This window comes from Streptomyces sp. 1222.5, assembly GCF_900105245.1.
In the GTDB taxonomy this organism is placed as follows: Bacteria; Actinomycetota; Actinomycetes; order Streptomycetales; family Streptomycetaceae; genus Streptomyces; species Streptomyces albidocamelliae.
Map to the genome: position 1 here is coordinate 3,490,160 of NZ_FNSZ01000001.1, position 18,153 is coordinate 3,508,312.

The window sequence follows — 18,153 nt, forward strand, 5'->3', positions numbered from 1 at the left end:
TTACACAATCGCGAAGTCCCGGACGGGTGTGCGGTGTTATAGAGGAACCGTGTCGTACGCCGTCACGCGCCGGCGTTCTCCCTCACCGTGATCCTTCCCTTGCGCAGGGTGGCCAGGCGCGGGGCCTTCTTCGCGATCGCGGAGTCGTGGGTGACCATGACGAAGGTCAACCCGTGCTCCGTCCACAGGCGTTCGAGGACGTCCATGATCTCGTCCCGCATGCCCTCGTCGAGGTTGCCGGTCGGCTCGTCGGCGAGCAGCACCTTGGGCTTCTTGACCACGGCCCGGGCGATGGCGACCCGTTGCTGCTGACCGCCGGACATCTCGCCGGGGAGATGGGAGAGGCGTTCACCGAGACCGACGGACCGCAGTGCCTCGGCGGCGAGTTCGCGGCGTTCCTTGACCTTGATGCCGAGGGGTACGAGGGCCGTCTCGACGTTCTCCTGGGCGGTCAGCGTCGGGATGAGGTTGAAGGACTGGAAGACGAAGCCGATGTTCTCGCTGCGGACCCTCGTCAGGCGGGCCTCGGAGAGCTTGGACAGGTCCGTCCCGTCCAGCACGACCTCACCGGAGGTGGGGCGGTCCAGGCCGCCGAGCATCTGCAGCAGGGTGGACTTGCCGCCGCCGGTGGGGCCCTGGATGACGAGCCGGTCGCCGTCGCCGATGGTGAGGTCGATGCCGTCGAGGGCGTGGACGGTGGCCTTGCCGCGCGTGTAGCGCTTGGTCACGTTCGTGAGTTCGTACATGGTGGCTCCTGGTGAGGGTTCGGGGGTGGGGCGTCTCGCCGGTTACTCGACCCGCCGCAGCGCGTCCGCCGGACGGAGCCGCGAGGCCCGCCACCCGCCGAACGCGCCGGCGACGAGTCCGCCCGCCACCGCGAGGCCCACCGCGAGGACGATCGTCGTCAGGCTCACCGGTGCGGTGAGAGCCACCTCCAGGGTCTTCGCCGCCTGACGGCCCGGCCCGCCGAAGCCACCGCCGCCACCGGGGTCGCCGAAGCCGCCACCACTCCCGCCGCCCGTGCCGCCACCCAGCTGGGCCTGGAGCGTGGGGCTGACGGCCGTGACGGCGTAGGCGCCCGCGAGGCCGAGCGCGATGCCGAGGGCGCCGCCGACCAGGCCGTTGACGACGGCCTCGCCGACCACCTGCCGGGTCACCCGGCCCGACTTCCAGCCGAGGGCCTTGAGGGTGCCGAACTCACGCACCCGTCGGGAGACCGCCGAGGAGGTGAGCAGGCCCGCGACCAGGAACGCGGCCACGAGCACCGCGACGGACAGCCACTTGCCGACCTTGGTGGCCAGTGACGAGGCGGTGGAGAGGGAGCCGGAGACGGTCTTGGCGAGGTCGGAGGAAGTGGTGACCGTCGTGCCCGAGACGTTCTTCTGGATGGCGCCCTTGACCGTGTCGATCTGCTGCGAGTCGGCCGCCTTGACGTAGATCGTGGTGACCTTGTTCTTCTGGCCCGCGAGGGTCTGCGCCCGCTGGAGCGGTATGTAGATGTTGGCCGCCGAGTCGCCGCTCGTCGCGGTGGCGATGCCGATCACCTTGAACTCGGTGCCCTTGACGGTGACCGTGGAACCGACCTTGTACTTCTTCTCCTTGGCGTACGCCGAGTCGGCCACGGCCACCTTGGCGTTCGTCTCGCCGGACGTGAAGGTACGGCCGCTGCTGATCTTCGAGGAGGTCAGCGGGCCGAGGGCGGTCCTGGTGACGTCCGTGCCGAAGACCGTGTACTGGTTGATGTCGAAGTCGGCCCCGCCGCCGCGCACTTCACCCTGCGGCTGTCCGCCGGCGCCCCCGGGACCGCCCTGCCGGTCACCGCCGTCGCCGTTCTGCTGGAACTGGCCGCGGGTGAACTGGCCGCTGACCTTCACGACGTTGAGGCTCAGCCCGCCCACCGCGCTCGACACGCCCTTCTGCCCGGCCACCTCGGCGACCGTCGAGGAGGCCAGCGTGGTGAAGCCCTGGACCACGACCCGGTCGCTGCTCTGCTTCGAGTCCTCGTCGCCGTCGTTCCGCGCGTCGAACTGGAACCGCGGGCGCTGCGAGCCGCCGGCCGTCGGCGTCGCCGCCTTGGTGACCGTCATGTCCGTACCCAGGCCGTACAGCGACTGGAGAACCTTGTCCTGGGCCTTCCCCATGCCGTTGGACACGGAGTTGACCACGATGACCAGGGCGATGCCCAGCGCGAGCCCGGAGGCGACGACGAGGGCCGCCTTTCTGCGGCGGCGCAGTTCGCGCCTCAGGTAGGTGAAGAACATGGCCGAAAGCTAGGGACGGCCCGTGATGACACCATAAGGCCCGCATAAAAGAAGCATGAGAAGGCTGCGCCCGCGGCCCCGGCGGGGCTGTGATCGGGCCCGGAAACACCGATGCCGCCCCTGGGGGCGGCATCGGCGGATGTGGAGGGGGGCGGTGTCAGACCGCCGAACCGGCCTTCCACTGCGCCCAGTCCATGTTCCAGCCGTTGAGGCCGTTGTCCGGGGAGACGGTCTTGTCGCCGGTGTGCCGGATGACCACCACGTCACCGATCAGGGAGTGGTCGTAGACCCACGCGGCGGGCGTGCTGGAGTCCTTCGCGCCCTTGGTGTCGGACAGGCCGACGCAGCCGTGGCTGGTGTTGACGCTGCCGAAGATGGACTTCGCGCCCCAGTAGTTGCCGTGCAGGAAGGTGCCGGAGTTGGTCAGCCGGATGGCGTGCGGCACGTCCTTGATGTCGTACTCGCCCTTGCCGTCGTCGTCGGTGAAGCCCACGGTCGCGCCGTTCATGCGCGTCTGCTTGAACTTCTCGGACATCACCATGATGCCCGCGTACGTCTTGTTCTCCGGCGAACCGGCGGAGATCGGGATGGTCTTGACGACCTTTCCGTCCTGCGTGACCTTCATCTGCTTGGTCTGCGCGTCGACGTAGGACACCTGGTTGCGGCCTATGTGGAAGGTGACCGTCTTCTGCTGCACGCCGTAGACGCCGTTCGCACCCTGGACGCCGTCGAGGTCGAGCTTCAGCGTGACGGTGGAGTTCTCCTTCCAGTAGGTCTCCGGACGGAAGTCGAGGCGGTTGGCGTTGAACCAGTGCCCCACGACCTCCTGACCGCTGCTGGAGGAGACCGTGACGCCCTTCTGGACGGCGGCCTTGTTGGTGATGGCCTTGTCGAAGTTGATCGACACCGGCATGCCCACGCCGACGGTGGTCCCGTTGTCCGGCGTGAAGTTGCCTATGAAGCTGTTGGCGGGCGAGACCGTGGTGAAGGACGCGTTCTCGTGCGCGACGCGGCCCTCGGAGTCCTTGGCCTCCGCGGCCAGCTTGTAGGTGGTCGAGCGCTGCAGCTGGACGCTCGGCTTCCAGCTCTTCCTGTCGGCGGACAGCGCGCCGGAGACGGGCTTGCCGTCCTCGGTGGTCATGGACACATCGGTGAGGGTGCCCTTGGCAACCTTGACGCCGGCCGAGTTGTTGATGGAGGCGTTGTTCGAGCCGTCCTTGGGCGTGATCGTGATCTGAGCCTCGGACGACTTCTTGGCCGCCGCCTCGTCGGCCTTCGCCTGCGAGGTGTCACCGCCGTCGGACGCCTTGGCATCACCGCCGCCGGAACAGCCCGTGAGCACGAGCACACCACCGAGCAGTGCGGACGCGACCGTCAGGCCCTTGCGCCGCTTACTGTCCGTCATCACACGCTTCTCCATCGTTGCCGAAACCGCAAAAACCCCGAGCCCCCGTGAGAACCCTCAAGCGTACGGACGCTTCGTCCCCTTTCACGCGGATCGCGCGTGTGTGACGCACCACGTCCGCCGCGGCGGGGTGGTGCGGAAGCCGTCCGTGCGCCCCCTGAGACGACAGAACCCCGGACGGCGGTTGCCGTCCGGGGTCACGGGTGCCCCGGGACGTTCAGCCGATGCCGTCCTCGTCGTCGTCCTCCCCATCATCCCCGTCCGGGTCCCAGTCCGACGAGTCAGGGTCGAACTCGATCCGTTCGCAGGACCACGAGGCCTGCTGGAGTTCCACTCCAGGCACTTCACTGACCAGGTCGAACGGGTCCACGAGGTAGGCGAGGGCCTCCGCGGTGTCTTCCGTCACAGCGCTCTCGGCCTGGGCCCGTTCCCCGGGCGGCAGTTCCGGATCGGCGGCCAGCCTGCGCAGTGCGGCCTTGGAGATCTCGTCCTCGTCCTGCACCTCGAGGACCAGATCCACGCGAAGCCGTACAAAACGTGATGTCTCTTCAGCGCTCATGCCGCGAGCGTACGACCGAAACCTCCTGTGACTTTCCCGTGACCCGCGACTTTCACTAACATCGCCCCACCCGGCCAATTCACCAGCGTCACAAGGGGATCGATATTCCGTGTCATCCGCTCGCCGTCCGCTGCTGACCGCCACCGCCGCGGGCACCCTGCTCTGCGCGCTGTGGTTCGTCCCGTCCGCGAACGCGTCGCAGGACTCCTCGGCGAGAGGGGCGACGACGCAGTCCGTCACGGACTATGCCGCGATCCCGGTCACCCAGCAGGCCAGGGCGGTCTCCGCCGCGAGTACCGGCAGCGGGCAGGAGACCCAGGAGACGGCGGACGGCACCGAACTCGCCGACACGGGAAGCCCGGACACCACGCCGTACGTCGTCGGCGGGACCCTCTTCCTCTCCGTGGGCGCCGGCTTCGTCGTCTATTCGGTGCGCCGCGAACGCCTGGGCTTTTAATCTCCCTTGACGAACCTTTGACAGTGCACACATAGTGCGCGCATGAAGAGATCATCGGGCGTGCGACTGTGCGCCACGGCGGCTGTGGGGGCACTGTCGCTCGCCCTTGTCACGGGCTGTTCCGACGAGGGGTCGAAGGGTGCCGGGGGCGCCGGCGGTACGGACGGCAAGCCGGCCGCGAGGGCCTTGGGCACCGCGGAGTTGAAGAAGCTGATCGTCGCCGGGGGCGAGGTTCCCGGCTACAAGGTCGGGGCCGTGCCGGCCACCCGCGCGAAGCCGATCACCACGGACAGCGCCGAGTGCCGTCCGCTGGCGCGCGTGCTGTCCGGGCTCCCGCCGGCCGAGGCTGCGGCGCAGACCGACCGCCTCGCCACGCAGGAACGGAAGAAGGACCCCACGGACGACGCGACGTCACTGGACGACATGGCCGACGGCAAGTTCGAGGACGCCATCAAGAAGTCCATGGACCTGGACGTCACCACGGTCAACCTGTCCTCGTACGACGGGGACGGCGCCGCGAAGGCCCTCGAGTCGGTCTCCGCCGCGGTGCGGGCCTGCGCGGGCGGCTTCGCCGGCAAGCAGTCGGGCACCGGGATGAAGTTCACCGAGGTCGCGGAGTCCAAGGCCGCGGCCGCGGGCGACGAGTCGGTGGCGTTCGAGGCGATCAGCGAGATGGACGGGGACTCGGCGCCCGTCTACGGCGAGGTCGTCCGGCACGGGAACACCCTGGCCTCGTACTACACGGTGAACATCGGCGCGATGATGGCCAAGAAGGCGTACTCGGTGTCGCCCGAGGTCGTCAAGGCGCAGTCGGCCAAGCTGAAGTGACGCCCTGACGGAAGAGGGGCCCCGCCGGACGGCGGGGCCCCTCACTCGTTCCGCGGTCCTACCGGAGCGGTCCGGTGACCGTCTCCACGGCCGCCACGAGCCCGCCGCCGCGCACGAACGCGTCGGCCGCGGCCAGGTCGGGCGCCAGGAAACGGTCGGGGCCGGGGCCCTCGACACCGGCGGCCCGGACGGCCGCGATGGCGGCCTGCGAGGCGGGCGCCGGGGTGAGGCCCTCGCGCAGCTCGATGGCGCGGGTGGCCGCGTACAGCTCGACGGCGATGATCCGGGCCAGGTTGCCGACGGCGGTGCGCAGCTTGCGCGCGGCCGACCAGCCCATGGACACGTGGTCCTCCTGCATGGCGGAGGACGGGATGGAGTCCGCGGAGGCCGGTACGGCGAGCCGCTTCATCTCGCTGACCAGCGCGGCCTGCGTGTACTGGGCGATCATCAGGCCGGAGTCGACGCCGGCGTCGTCCGCGAGGAACGGCGGCAGTCCGTGGCTGCGGTTCTTGTCGAGCAGCCGGTCGGTGCGGCGCTCGGCGATGGAGCCGAGGTCGGCGGCGGCGATGGCGACGAAGTCCAGGACGTAGGCCACGGGGGCGCCGTGGAAGTTGCCGTTGGACTCCACACGTCCGTCGGGCAGCACGACGGGGTTGTCGACGGCGGAAGCGAGCTCGCGCTCGGCGACCAGCCGGGCGTAGGCCAGGGTGTCCCGTCCGGCGCCGGCGACCTGCGGGGCGCAGCGCACCGAGTAGGCGTCCTGGACGCGCGGCGCGTCGTCCTGGTGGTGTCCGGTGAGGCCGGAGCCCTCGAGCACGGCCAGCATGTTGGCGGCGGAGGCGCCCTGGCCGGGGTGCGGGCGGATGGCGTGCAGCTCGGGGGCGAGCACCCTGTCCGTGCCGAGCAGCGCCTCCATGCTGAGGGCGGCGGTGACGTCGGCGGACTTGTACAGCATGTCCAGGTCGGCGAGGGCCATGATCAGCATGCCGAGCATGCCGTCGGTGCCGTTGAGGAGGGCCAGGCCCTCCTTCTCGCGCAGCTCGACGGGCTGGATGCCGTGCTCGGCGAGCAGCTCGCCGGCGGGCCGTACGACGCCGTCGGGGCCCTCGGCGTCGCCCTCGCCCATGAGCGTGAGGGCGCAGTGGGACAGCGGGGCCAGGTCGCCGGAGCAGCCGAGGGAGCCGTACTCGTGGACGACCGGGGTGATCCCGGCGTTCAGCACGTCGGCCATGGTCTGCGCGACCTCGGGCCGGACGCCGGTGTGGCCGGAGCAGACGGTCTTGAGCCGGAGGAACATCAGGGCGCGTACGACCTCGCGCTCCACCCGCGGCCCCATGCCGGCGGCGTGCGAGCGGACGATGTTGCGCTGCAGCTGGGCGCGCAGTTCCTGGCTGATGTGCCGGGTCGCCAGGGCTCCGAAGCCGGTGGAGACGCCGTAGACCGGCTCCGGCTTGGCCGCCAGGGCGTCCACGATCTCCCGGGCCGCCGCGAGGGCCGCCACCGCCTCCGCCGACAGCTCGATGCGGGCACCGCCGCGCGCCACGGCGAGAACGTCGGACGCCGTGACACCGGACGTCCCCACCACCACAGTGTGCATATCCATATTCAGGAGCGTACGCATTGAATGCGGCGATGTCACTAGTGGAGTAGGGGGGTGACCCTTACCGTTCGGTGTGGGCTTCGCCTCACGGCCGGCGCCCGCGGAACCGGCGCCGCTCGGCGTGCGAGGGCGGGGGTTCGTCGGCCAGTCGTACCACGGGATCGTCCGGGCCCTCGCGGCCGGCCACCACCGGCCGGTCCGCGCGCACGGCCTTCGCCCGGTACTGCGCCGCGTCCGCGAGCCGGAACAGCCGCCGGGCGTCGTGCACCGGACCGATCGGGTCCTCGGTCGAGGCGACACCGCACGCGACCCCCTCGCCCGGCTCCAGGTCCCCGGCCCGGCGGCACAGCTCGTCCGCCGCCTTCACCATGTCGTCGGCGGGCGGGCCGACCGCGAGCAGGCAGAACTCGTCCCCGCCGAGCCGCGCGGCCAGCGCGCCCGGCACCATCGCCCCGCACAGCGAGAGGATCGAGCCGAAGCGCTCCAGCAGACGGTCGCCGACGGCGTGCCCGAGGGTGTCGTTGACCCGCTTCAGCCCGTTGAGGTCGCAGACGACGAGGCTGACGGTCACCCCCTCCGTCCGGTGCCGCTCCACGGCCTCCTCCAGGTGCACGTCCACGGCACGGCGGTTGGCGAGCCCGGTGAGGGAGTCGGTGAACGCGAGCCGGCGGGCCTCCTCGAGCCGCTCGGTCTGCGCGAGCCCGGCGGCGACGACCGCGGCCAGTACGGTCGCGAACTCGGCGTCGGCGGGCGCGAACACGGGCGCGCCGACCGGGCGGGCCACGTACAGCTCGCCCCAGGCCCTGCCGTGCAGCACGACGGGGGCGACCACGCAGCAGCCGCGGCCCCTGCGGCGCAGGGCGGCGACCCGCTGGTGGAAGTAGCCGGGGGTGCCGGCGGCCGTCCCCTCGGCCGTCTCCACCCAGGCGTTGGGGCCCCGGCCGCCGGCCCACCGCTCGTGCAGGAACTCGGTGATCTCCGGGAACTGGTGCACCGGATAGGCCTCGACCTCCGGAAACTCCTCCTCGTCCGGACGGCGCACCCCCACGTTGACGAGGACCCGCAGCCGTCCGAGCTGCCGCTCCCACACCGACAGTGCGGCGAAGCTGCCGTCCAGCGCCCGGCAGGCGCCGAGGGCGGCGGCCTGCCACGACTCCCTCGGGGTGTGCGCCGCCGCCATCCCCTGGGCCAGCGTCACGACGGCGGCGAGCCGCTTGTCCTCACCCATTACTCCAGGTTAGGGAGGAATGGGCCGATTCGGGATGCTGGTGCGGCGATCAGGTGGACCGACGGCCGTTTTCCCCGGGCAGCCGCATGAGGACGACCGAGCGGGGGTATCCGCACGCGCCGACCACGACCGCCGGCGACCACACGACCGCGGGCAGTCGGTCACGGGCCGCCGGGGCGGGCGGGCGCCCCGGTCATACGGTTCCCCCGCTGCCCGGTCACGCGGGCACGCGGGCACGCGAGCACGCGCAGGGAAGCGGCTGCGGGCCCGGTCCGTTCCCCTCCGGCCACTGGAGCGCGCGCTACTCGTCTACTCCCCCGGCCACTGGGGTGTGCGCTTCTCGTTGAAGGCCGCCACGCCCTCCGCGCGGTCGCCCGAGAACGCCACCGAGCGCCACGCCGCGTCCTCCACCTCGAGCCCGGCCCGCAGGTCCAGCCCGTGGCCCAGCCGCAGCGCCCGCTTGGCGGCCCGCAGGCCCACCGGCGAGTTCGCGGCGATCCGGGCACCCAGCGCCAGCGCCTCCTCGCGGTCCCGGCCCTCGTCCACCAGCTGGTCGACCAAGCCCAGCCCGGCCGCCTCCGCCGCCTCCAGCCGCCGCGCCGAGAAGATCAGCTCGGCCGCCCGCGCCGCACCCACCCGGCGCGGCAGCAGCTGCGTACCGCCACCGCCGGGGATCACGCCCACCGACACCTCCGGCAGCCCCACGACGGCCGTACGGTCGGCCACGATCAGATCGCAGGACAGCGCGAGTTCGAAACCGCCGCCCAGCGCGAAGCCGTGGACCGCCGCGATCGTCGGCATCGGCAGCTCCAGCACCCCGGTGTACGCGCCGCGCGCGACCGGCCGCTGCCGGACGAGGTCGGCGTCGGTGAACGAGTTCCGCTCCTTCAGGTCGGCGCCGACGCAGAACGCCCGCTCGTGGGAGGAGGCCAGGACGACCACGCGGGCGTCCCGGTCGGCCGCCAGCGCGGTGCACGCGGCCGCGATCGAGCGGGCCATCTCCGTCGAGACGGCGTTCATCGCCTTGGGCCGGTCCAGTACCAGCTCAGCGACGTGCCCGTGCCGCCGTACCAGCACGAACTCCCCGAACCGCTCCTCGCTCATGACACCCTCCGGTTAACGCAGGTTAACTGACTGCCTGCCCGATCATCGCAGCCGCGCCCCCTCCCGTGAAGTCCAGGGGGCTACGCCCGTTCGAGTGACATGCGTGCTTTCCCACCCCACACCGCCCACAGGAGCGCATAGCGTGCGTCCGCCACGGCGCGCCCCGGGGCGCGCGGCCGGGAGGGAACCCCATGACACCGATACGTGCACTGTCCCGTGCAGCACAGGAGAGCGAGCCGGGCGAGCCCGGCACCGACGCCGAGCCCGGCGCGCGCCGCGGCCGTCATCGCAAGCCCCGCCCCCGGAAGGTCCTCCTCGCCGCCGGCGGCCTGGCACTGGCCGCGGGGGTGCTGAGCCTGGTGCGGGTCGCCCCGGAGTCGGGGGTCGGCGTCCCGGGCACGGCGGAGGCCGAGCCCCGGCCCGACCACGGCGGCGGTGCCACGGAGGGTGCGGCGCGGACCGCCGCCGCCGTCGCCGCCGACCCCACCGCACTGCCCTCGGCGACCTCCGCCATGGGCGGCAGGAGCCTCACCCCCGCGGACTCCGGAACTCCCACCGCCGTCGCCTCCGCCACCGCCGCGGCACCGCACGGCGAGACCGCCGCGCCGACCGCCGTCCCGACCGGGGCCCCGCCCGCCCCGGGCGGCACACCGCGGCCCTCGGCGACGACGTCCGCCCCGCGCCCCGCTCCGACGACGCCCACGCCGACTCCCACCCCGACGCCGAGCCGCAGCACGGCGGACCCCGATCCGGGCGGGCTGTGCCTGCCGGTGATCAGCCTGTGCGTGGATGTCCTCGACCGGAACCAGGGAAACGACTAGGGGGACGACCAGGGAAACGAACCGGGGGACGCCGCGGACGAGCGCGTTCGGCGGGGAACGGGCCGGCGGAGCCGGACGGAGCGGCTACGGCCGCTCGTCGCGGCGGCTCAGCAGCCACGGCTCGACCACGCCGAGGCCACGCACCGGGCGCTGCCACATCGGCTGGAGCGCGTAGCGGTACACCGGCGGCTCCTCGCCCTCCTTCTCGGCGGCGGCCGCCGCCTCGGCCGCCTCCGCCTCCGAGGCGGGCGCCTCGCCGGAACGGATCAGCTCCTCCGCGAAGGCGCTGTCCACCAGCACGGCGTCACGCGGAGCTATCGAGGTGAGCCGGGAGGCCAGGTTCACGGTCGTACCGAACACGTCGCCCATGCGCGTGGTCACCGTGCCGAACGCCATGCCGACCCGGAGCTCGGGCATCGTCTCGTCGTTCGACAGCGTCTCGACCAGGCGCAGCGCGATGTCGGCGGCGACACCGGCGTCGTCCGCCGCGTACAGCACCTCGTCGCCGAGGGTCTTGATGAGGCGGCCGCCGCGCGCGGCCACCAGGTCGGCGGCGGTCGTCTCGAAGGCCTCGACGAGTTCGCCGAGTTCCTCCTCCTCCATGCGGCGGGTCAGCCGGGTGAACCCGACGAGGTCGGCGAAGCCGACGGCGAGCCGCCGGTCGACCATCTCCTCGTCGTCGGCCGACTGCACGACCCGGCCGGCCGAGGCGGCGAGCTGGCGGCGCCAGACGTAGACGAGGAACTCCTCCAGCTCGGGCAGGAGCAGCTCGACGATCGGGTACGTCACCTCGGTGCGGGTCATGCCGGGCTCGGGCGGCTCGGTCAGGCCCTCCAGGAAGGAATCCATCTGCCACTCCGCCAACCGGGCGGTGGTCTGTCCCGTGGACCGGGCCACCTGCACCGCCATGGCCTCGCTGAGCAGTCCCGCCTCGACGAGGCCGGCGAGGCGGCGCAGGGCGAGTACGTCGGCCTCGGTGAGGGCCCTGGCCTGGCCTATGTCGGCGAAGCCCATGGCCCGCCAGAAGCGCGAGGCCAGTTCCATGGAGACGCCGGCGCTGCGGGCGGCCTGGAAGGGGGTGTAGCGGCGCTCGGCGCCCAGGATGAGCTGTTCCAGACGCAGGGCCAGCGGGTCCTCGCCGGTGTCGGCGGCGTGGGCGTCGTCCCCCCGATCGAGGGGAGGGTCCACCCGGCCGTCCGCGCCCGCGCCGGAGCCCGTGTCGTCGACGGTCACGCCTGCTGCCCTTCCGATCTGCCGCGGTCAGGTTTCGACCGGCCTCAACTCTACGGCAGGTGTGCGCCAGCTCACTCCGTCGGGTTCGGCGGCGGTAGGTACCGGCCGTGGCCGAGCGCCGTGCGCACCTGCAGCTCCATCGTGGCCGCTCGCGCGGTTCCCCGCGCCCCTGAGGAGCTGCACCACCGCCCGGTCGACCCCGCCGAAGCGCAGCGCAGCGGCTACGCCGGGCGCAGGTGCACGATGTCGCCCGCGCCGACCGGTTCCTGGACGCCGTTCTCCGTGGCGATGACCAGGCGCCCGTCGCCGTCCAACGCGACCGCCTCGCCGACGATCGACCGGTCCCCCGGCAGCTCCGCCCGCACCGCCCGCCCGAGCGTCGCGCAGCCCGCCGCGTAGGCGTCCTGCAACCCGCTGGCCGACGGATCGCCGCCGGCCCGCCGCCAGCGCCCGTACCAGTCCTCCAGGGACCGCAGCACCGCCCGCAGCAGCGGGTCCCGGTCCGTGCCCTGCGCCCCGGCCAGCGCCAGCGACCCCGCCTGCGGGACCGGCAGCTCCTCCGCCCGCAGGGAGACGTTGATGCCCACGCCCACCACGATGCCGTTCGCGCCGGCCCGCTCCGCGAGGATGCCGCCCGCCTTGCGCTCCTCCTCACCCACCGTCACCAGCAGGTCGTTCGGCCATTTGAGTGCCGTGTCCACGCCCGCGGCCCGGGACAGCCCGGTCGCCACCGCCACCCCGGTCAGCAGCGGCAGCCAGCCCCAGCGGGCCACCGGCACCTCGGTGGGCTTCAGCAGCACGGAGAAGAAGAGGCCGGAGCGCGGCGGCGCCGTCCAGCGGCGGTCCAGCCGGCCCCGGCCGGCCGTCTGCTCCTCCGCCACCAGCACCGCGCCCTCGTCGACGTCGCCCCCGGCGGCCCGTCCGGCGAGGTCGGAGTTGGTGGAACCGGTCCGCTGCACCACCTCGATGTCGCGGTACAGGCCGCCCTCCCTGATCAGCCCGCGCCGCAGTGCCGTGGCGTTCAGGGGCGGGCGGTCCAGATCGGACCAGCGGCTGTCGTCTGATGCATTGTGCGGCGTCATGCAAGCCACCCTAGGTGTGGCAAACGACGCACTGCTGATCGGTAGCGCCGCCACTACTCTACGAATGAGTAACCGTCCCCCCTTTTGAGCAGGCAGGGAGCCGTATCCCGATGTCCGAGCCGGAAGAGCGTCAAGAGATCCAAGGGATCGACATCCACACGACCGCGGGAAAGCTCGCGGATCTCCAGCGCCGCATCCACGAAGCGACGCACGCCGGCTCGGAACGTGCCGTCGAGAAGCAGCACGCGAAGGGCAAGCTGACGGCCCGTGAGCGGATCGAACTCCTCCTGGACGAGGGGTCCTTCGTGGAGCTGGACGAGTTCGCCCGGCACCGCTCCACCAACTTCGGGCTGGAGAGCAACCGTCCCTACGGCGACGGTGTCGTCACCGGGTACGGCACCGTCGACGGCCGGCCGGTCGCCGTGTTCTCCCAGGACTTCACGGTCTTCGGCGGCGCGCTCGGCGAGGTCTACGGCCAGAAGATCGTCAAGGTGATGGACTTCGCGCTGAAGACCGGCTGCCCGGTCATCGGGATCAACGACTCCGGTGGCGCCCGCATCCAGGAAGGCGTCGCCTCCCTCGGGGCCTACGGCGAGATCTTCCGCCGCAACACCCATGCCTCCGGCGTGATCCCGCAGATCAGCCTGGTCGTGGGCCCCTGCGCCGGCGGCGCGGTCTACTCCCCGGCCATCACCGACTTCACGGTCATGGTCGACCAGACCTCGCACATGTTCATCACCGGCCCGGACGTCATCAAGACCGTCACCGGTGAGGACGTCGGCTTCGAGGAGCTGGGCGGCGCCCGCACCCACAACGCCACCTCCGGCGTGGCCCACCACATGGCGGGCGACGAGAAGGACGCCATCGAGTACGTCAAGCAGCTGCTGTCGTACCTGCCGTCCAACAACCTCTCCGAGGCCCCGGTCTTCCCGGAGGAGGCCGACCTCGGCGTCACCGACGAGGACCGCGAGCTGGACACCCTCGTCCCGGACAGCGCGAACCAGCCGTACGACATCCGCACGGTGGTCGAACACGTGCTGGACGACGCCGAGTTCTTCGAGACGCAGGCCCTGTTCGCGCCGAACATCGTCACCGGCTTCGGGCGGGTCGAGGGCCACCCGGTCGGCGTGGTCGCCAACCAGCCGATGCAGTTCGCCGGCTGTCTCGACATCGAGGCGTCCGAGAAGGCGGCCCGCTTCGTGCGCACCTGCGACGCCTTCAACGTGCCGGTGCTGACCTTCGTGGACGTCCCCGGCTTCCTCCCGGGCGTCGACCAGGAGCACGACGGCATCATCCGGCGCGGCGCCAAGCTGATCTACGCCTACGCCGAGGCCACCGTCCCGCTGATCACCGTCATCACCCGCAAGGCCTTCGGCGGCGCCTACGACGTCATGGGCTCCAAGCACCTGGGTGCCGACATCAACCTGGCCTGGCCCACCGCGCAGATCGCGGTCATGGGCGCCCAGGGCGCGGTCAACATCCTGCACCGCCGCACCATCGCGGAGGCGGAGGCGAACGGCGAGGACGTCGAGGCGGTGCGGGCCCGGCTGATCCAGGAGTACGAGGACCACCTGCTCAACCCGTACATCGCGGCCGAGCGCGGCTACATCGACGCGGTGATCATGCCGTCCGACACGCGGGCCCACATCGTCCGCGGTCTGCGTCAGCTGCGTACGAAGCGGGAATCCCTGCCTCCGAAGAAGCACGGCAACATCCCGCTGTAGCCCGGTCCGACCGAGAGGAAGCCGTCATGACGATCAAGGTCGTACGAGGCAATCCGACCCCGGAGGAGCTGGCCGCCGCTCTGGCGGTGGTCCGCGCCCGCGCCGCGGCGGCAGCGGTCCAGCCGTCCGGCGCGGAGGGCCCGAGGGACGCGTGGTCCGACCCGTCGCGGATCGCGGTCCGGCGCGTCCCGAACCCGGGCCCGGCGTCCTGGACCCGCACGTACTGGCCGAGCTAGGCGAACCGCCCGGCCGATCTGAGTAGCAGTACTCAGGCGCCGCGGGCCGCCCGGGCCGCACGCTGGGAGCATGCTGTGGTCAGACCCCGAGGACGAGCCGCCGAAAGAACTGCGCGACATGCAGCAGATGCTGCGGCGGCTCGGCCTCTTCATGGCGCTGGCCATGATCCTGGCCATGATCGTCATCGGTCTGAGGTGAGCCGGGCGGCTCACCCTGACTAATCTGACGGCATGACTGCAAAGCGCCGCAGGCGACTCGTGCTCGCCTCCCAGTCCCCCGCCCGGCTCGGCCTGCTCCGGCAGGCCGGCCTCGCGCCCGAGGTGATCGTGAGCGGGGTCGACGAGGACGCCGTCACCGCTCCCACCCCGGCCGAGCTGGCGCTCGCGCTGTCCGAGGCGAAGGCCTCGGTCGTGGCGGCGAAGCCGGAGGTGCAGGGCGCCCTGGTGATCGGCTGCGACTCGGTGCTGGAGCTGGACGGGCGGGCGCTCGGCAAGCCCGCCGACGCCGAGGAGGCCACCGCCCGCTGGAAGGCGATGCGCGGACGCACCGGAGTACTCCAGACGGGTCATTGTGTGTGGGACACGGAGGCGAAGCGGTACGTCTCCGCGACCGCCTCCACCGTTGTGCACTTCGGCGAACCGACCGACGCGGAGATCGCCGCGTACGTGGCCTCCGGCGAGCCGCTCTACGTCGCCGGCGCGTTCACCCTGGACGGCCGTTCGGCCCCGTTCATCGAGGGCATCGACGGCGACCACGGCAACGTGATCGGCATCAGCCTGCCCCTGGTGCGCAAGCTACTCGCCGAACTGGGGGTCGGGATCACCGAGTTGTGGGAGCCGGCGGGATGACCTCGGTGGGGACGGAGTCCCGCGGCTCCCCGTCCCCGTCCCGCGGTGCGCCGCGCTGCTCCGGGACCTGCTGCGGCGCGCCGGCCGGGGGTGCCGGCTCGGCCCGGGCCTGCGGGTCGCCGTCGGCGCCGGCACCGTCGCCGGGGGCCGCCTGTTCCGGGCCTTCGGCACGGTCGTAGGTCATCAGGAGCAGGACGATGAGTCCGAGCACCACGACCATCGTCAGGAAGGCCGTCCAGCCCACCAGGCCCCAGGCGAACGCGCCCAGCAGGGCGTGCACCACGGCCGCGCTGATCAGCAGGACACGCCCGAGCCCGGCCGGGGCGCGGTTGCGGATCGCGACCAGCAGCGCCACCAGGGCGCACAGGGCGAAGTAGAGGCCGAAGACGATGCCGCCGACCTTCGAGGACGTGGCCATCGTCGACGGGTCCAGGCCGGCCAGGGACATGTCCTGCCGGTCGACGACCACCCCGAGGAACCAGTTCAGCGCGGCGACGAGGAAACCCTCCGCCAGCAGGACCAACGCCACGAGCCATGCCACCGGTCTGCGCACCACCGGTCCCCACCCACTTCCCAGCCAGCCATCTGTTACCCCAGGTACGTTCGAGCCATCGCAAACGCTACTAACGGGTAAACCGTGGGACAAGGGTCCGTGCGGCAGCAAAGAATCATTGGGCCATTCGTAGGGACTCGACAAAGAATCGGAGTGGGCCGCAGCACCCCACCACAGAGACCTTGACCACATGACAGAGCTAGGGTTTTCCGGAGGAGTCCTGCGTACCGAGGTGCGACAAGGACTTTCGCGGGTCGGGCGAGCCTCGCATCACGCTCCGTGTGGGCAAGCTCACCATTGGGGACGGGTCGTAGTGCCGTGTCGGCAGTCCCTAAACTCGGCTTGTTTCAAGGAGGGAGCCTCAATCGTGCGCAAGGTGCTCATCGCCAACCGTGGCGAAATCGCTGTCCGCGTGGCCCGGGCCTGTCGGGACTCCGGGATCGCGAGCGTGGCCGTCTACGCGGAGCCGGACCGGGACGCTCTGCATGTCCGCGCCGCGGATGAGGCGTTCGCCCTGGGCGGTGACACTCCGGCGACCAGTTATCTGGACATCGAGAAGGTGCTGAACGCGGCCCGCGAATCTGGTGCGGACGCGATCCACCCCGGCTACGGCTTTCTGTCGGAGAACGCCGAGTTCGCCCAGGCCGTGCTGGACGCGGGTCTGATCTGGATCGGTCCGCCGCCGCAGGCCATCCGGGACCTCGGTGACAAGGTCGCCGCGCGGCACATCGCGCAGCGGGCCGGTGCCCCGCTGGTCGCCGGTACTCCCGACCCGGTCTCCGGGGCGGACGAGGTCGTGGCGTTCGCCGAGGAGCACGGCCTGCCGATCGCGATCAAGGCCGCGTTCGGTGGCGGTGGCCGTGGTCTGAAGGTCGCCCGGACCCTCGAGGAGGTGCCGGAGCTGTACGACTCCGCGGTCCGTGAGGCGGTCGCCGCGTTCGGCCGGGGCGAGTGCTTCGTCGAGCGCTACCTGGACCGTCCCCGGCACGTGGAGACGCAGTGCCTGGCCGACAAGCACGGCAACGTGGTCGTGGTCTCCACCCGTGACTGCTCGCTGCAGCGCCGCCACCAGAAGCTGGTCGAGGAGGCCCCGGCGCCGTTCCTGTCCGAGGAGCAGGTCGCCGAGCTGTACCGCGCCTCGAAGGCCATCCTGAAGGAGGCCCACTACGAGGGCGCGGGCACGTGCGAGTTCCTGGTCGGGCAGGACGGCACGATCTCCTTCCTGGAGGTCAACACCCGGCTGCAGGTCGAGCACCCGGTGACCGAGGAGGTCGCCGGCATCGACCTGGTCCGCGAGATGTTCCGCATCGCCGACGGCGAGGAACTCGGCTACGACGACCCCGCCCTGCGCGGACACTCCTTCGAGTTCCGCATCAACGGCGAGGACCCGGGCCGCAACTTCCTGCCCGCTCCGGGCACCGTCACCGCCTTCGACGCGCCCTCCGGTCCGGGTGTCCGGCTGGACGCGGGCGTGGAGGCGGGCAGTGTGATCGGCCCGGCCTGGGACTCCCTGCTGGCCAAGCTGATCGTCACCGGCCGCACCCGCGCCGAGGCCCTCCAGCGCGCCGCCCGCGCCCTGGAGGAGTTCCGGGTCGAGGGCATGGCCACCGCCATCCCCTTCCACCGCGCGGTCGTCACCGACCCCGCCTTCGCCCCCGAGCTGACCGGCTCCACCGACCCGTTCACGGTCCACACCCGCTGGATCGAGACCGAGTTCGTCAACGACATCAAGCCCTTCGCCGCCCCCGCCGACACCGAGACGGACGAGGACAACGGCCGCGAGACGGTCGTCGTCGAGGTCGGCGGCAAGCGCCTGGAGGTCTCCCTGCCCTCCTCGCTCGGCATGAGCCTGGCCCGCACCGGCCTGGCCGCCGGGGCCAAGCCCAAGCGCCGCGCCGCCAAGAAGTCCGGCCCGGTCGCCTCGGGTGACACCCTCGCCTCGCCGATGCAGGGCACGATCGTGAAGATCGCGGTCGAGGAGGGCCAGGAGGTCAAGGAGGGCGACCTGATCGTCGTCCTGGAGGCCATGAAGATGGAACAGCCCCTCAACGCCCACCGGGCGGGCACCATCAAGGGCCTGACCGCCGAGGTCGGCGCCTCGGTCACCTCCGGCGCCCCCATCTGCGAGATCAAGGACTGACCCACCCCACACCCCGAGAAGCCCGGAGCCCCACCCAGGAGCCTCCGGGCTTCTCGCATTGCTGCGTGTTACC

The 18,153-nt window shown here is 71.7% G+C and carries 18 protein-coding genes; 8 read left to right on the forward strand and 10 right to left on the reverse strand.

Going from position 1 to position 18,153, the window contains the following annotated elements; all coding sequences use genetic code 11:
* Positions 1 to 62: 62 nt before the first annotated feature.
* The 4 genes from BLW57_RS15575 to BLW57_RS15590 form a co-directional block, all read right to left on the reverse strand.
* Positions 63 to 746 (reverse strand): ABC transporter ATP-binding protein, encoded by a 684-nt coding sequence (locus BLW57_RS15575; protein WP_093475185.1) that lies wholly within the window; start codon positions 744 to 746, stop codon positions 63 to 65.
* Between the two features lie 42 nt (positions 747 to 788).
* On the reverse strand, positions 789 to 2,261 hold the full coding sequence (locus tag BLW57_RS15580) for an ABC transporter permease (protein ID WP_093475187.1): 1,473 nt from the start codon (positions 2,259 to 2,261) through the stop codon (positions 789 to 791).
* A 157-nt stretch (positions 2,262 to 2,418) separates the two neighbouring features.
* Entirely contained in the window at positions 2,419 to 3,666 is a 1,248-nt protein-coding gene (locus BLW57_RS15585; RefSeq protein ID WP_256339490.1) for a L,D-transpeptidase, read from the reverse strand.
* 217 nt (positions 3,667 to 3,883) lie between these two features.
* Positions 3,884 to 4,225, reverse strand: coding sequence for a hypothetical protein (locus BLW57_RS15590; protein ID WP_093475189.1), 342 nt, complete (start codon positions 4,223 to 4,225; stop codon positions 3,884 to 3,886).
* A gap of 109 nt (positions 4,226 to 4,334) precedes the next feature.
* Between BLW57_RS15590 and BLW57_RS15595 the strand changes: the two genes are divergently transcribed.
* Positions 4,335 to 4,682 (forward strand): hypothetical protein, encoded by a 348-nt coding sequence (locus BLW57_RS15595; RefSeq protein WP_093475191.1) that lies wholly within the window; start codon positions 4,335 to 4,337, stop codon positions 4,680 to 4,682.
* Positions 4,683 to 4,724: 42 nt separating this feature from the next.
* The gene (locus BLW57_RS15600) at positions 4,725 to 5,510 is read left to right on the forward strand and encodes a hypothetical protein (RefSeq protein WP_256339491.1); all 786 of its coding nucleotides are present in this window, start codon (positions 4,725 to 4,727) and stop codon (positions 5,508 to 5,510) included.
* A gap of 58 nt (positions 5,511 to 5,568) precedes the next feature.
* Here BLW57_RS15600 and hutH read toward each other — a convergent pair whose 3' ends face one another.
* From hutH to BLW57_RS15615, 3 genes are all read right to left on the reverse strand, one after another.
* Positions 5,569 to 7,107 (reverse strand): histidine ammonia-lyase, encoded by a 1,539-nt coding sequence (gene hutH / locus BLW57_RS15605; RefSeq protein ID WP_093475194.1) that lies wholly within the window; start codon positions 7,105 to 7,107, stop codon positions 5,569 to 5,571.
* Between the two features lie 88 nt (positions 7,108 to 7,195).
* Positions 7,196 to 8,338 (reverse strand): GGDEF domain-containing protein, encoded by a 1,143-nt coding sequence (locus BLW57_RS15610; RefSeq protein ID WP_093475196.1) that lies wholly within the window; start codon positions 8,336 to 8,338, stop codon positions 7,196 to 7,198.
* A 309-nt stretch (positions 8,339 to 8,647) separates the two neighbouring features.
* Positions 8,648 to 9,442 (reverse strand): enoyl-CoA hydratase/isomerase family protein, encoded by a 795-nt coding sequence (locus BLW57_RS15615; protein WP_093475197.1) that lies wholly within the window; start codon positions 9,440 to 9,442, stop codon positions 8,648 to 8,650.
* Positions 9,443 to 9,633: 191 nt separating this feature from the next.
* On the opposite strand from BLW57_RS15615, the gene BLW57_RS15620 reads away from it, so the two are divergent.
* On the forward strand, positions 9,634 to 10,263 hold the full coding sequence (locus BLW57_RS15620; RefSeq protein ID WP_256339492.1) for a hypothetical protein: 630 nt from the start codon (positions 9,634 to 9,636) through the stop codon (positions 10,261 to 10,263).
* A gap of 84 nt (positions 10,264 to 10,347) precedes the next feature.
* Here BLW57_RS15620 and BLW57_RS15625 read toward each other — a convergent pair whose 3' ends face one another.
* Together BLW57_RS15625 and BLW57_RS15630 are read right to left on the reverse strand one after the other, a co-directional pair.
* Positions 10,348 to 11,496, reverse strand: a complete 1,149-nt coding sequence (locus tag BLW57_RS15625; protein WP_093475199.1) for an adenylate/guanylate cyclase domain-containing protein — start codon at positions 11,494 to 11,496, stop codon at positions 10,348 to 10,350.
* Between the two features lie 221 nt (positions 11,497 to 11,717).
* Positions 11,718 to 12,578: a biotin--[acetyl-CoA-carboxylase] ligase gene (locus BLW57_RS15630; protein ID WP_093475200.1), complete on the reverse strand. Its 861-nt coding sequence runs from the start codon at positions 12,576 to 12,578 to the stop codon at positions 11,718 to 11,720.
* A gap of 110 nt (positions 12,579 to 12,688) precedes the next feature.
* On the opposite strand from BLW57_RS15630, the gene BLW57_RS15635 reads away from it, so the two are divergent.
* The 4 genes from BLW57_RS15635 to BLW57_RS15650 all read left to right on the forward strand — a co-directional run bounded on the left by BLW57_RS15635 (position 12,689) and on the right by BLW57_RS15650 (position 15,387).
* Complete coding sequence (locus BLW57_RS15635) at positions 12,689 to 14,302, forward strand: acyl-CoA carboxylase subunit beta (protein ID WP_093475202.1); 1,614 nt, start codon at positions 12,689 to 12,691, stop codon at positions 14,300 to 14,302.
* A gap of 26 nt (positions 14,303 to 14,328) precedes the next feature.
* The gene (locus tag BLW57_RS15640) at positions 14,329 to 14,538 is read left to right on the forward strand and encodes an acyl-CoA carboxylase epsilon subunit (protein WP_093475204.1); all 210 of its coding nucleotides are present in this window, start codon (positions 14,329 to 14,331) and stop codon (positions 14,536 to 14,538) included.
* Between the two features lie 70 nt (positions 14,539 to 14,608).
* Complete coding sequence (mmpB, locus tag BLW57_RS42315; protein WP_093475206.1) at positions 14,609 to 14,737, forward strand: morphogenic membrane protein MmpB; 129 nt, start codon at positions 14,609 to 14,611, stop codon at positions 14,735 to 14,737.
* 32 nt (positions 14,738 to 14,769) lie between these two features.
* Positions 14,770 to 15,387, forward strand: a complete 618-nt coding sequence (locus tag BLW57_RS15650) for a Maf family protein (RefSeq protein ID WP_073889005.1) — start codon at positions 14,770 to 14,772, stop codon at positions 15,385 to 15,387.
* Here the strand turns inward: BLW57_RS15650 and BLW57_RS15655 are convergent.
* Entirely contained in the window at positions 15,359 to 15,928 is a 570-nt protein-coding gene (locus tag BLW57_RS15655) for a hypothetical protein (protein ID WP_256339493.1), read from the reverse strand. The genes BLW57_RS15650 and BLW57_RS15655 overlap by 29 nt on opposite strands.
* Positions 15,929 to 16,307: 379 nt before the next feature.
* Here BLW57_RS15655 and BLW57_RS15660 point away from each other — a divergent pair, with 379 nt between their 5' ends.
* The gene (locus BLW57_RS15660; protein ID WP_093475209.1) at positions 16,308 to 18,080 is read left to right on the forward strand and encodes an acetyl/propionyl/methylcrotonyl-CoA carboxylase subunit alpha; all 1,773 of its coding nucleotides are present in this window, start codon (positions 16,308 to 16,310) and stop codon (positions 18,078 to 18,080) included.
* Positions 18,081 to 18,153 lie beyond the last annotated feature (73 nt).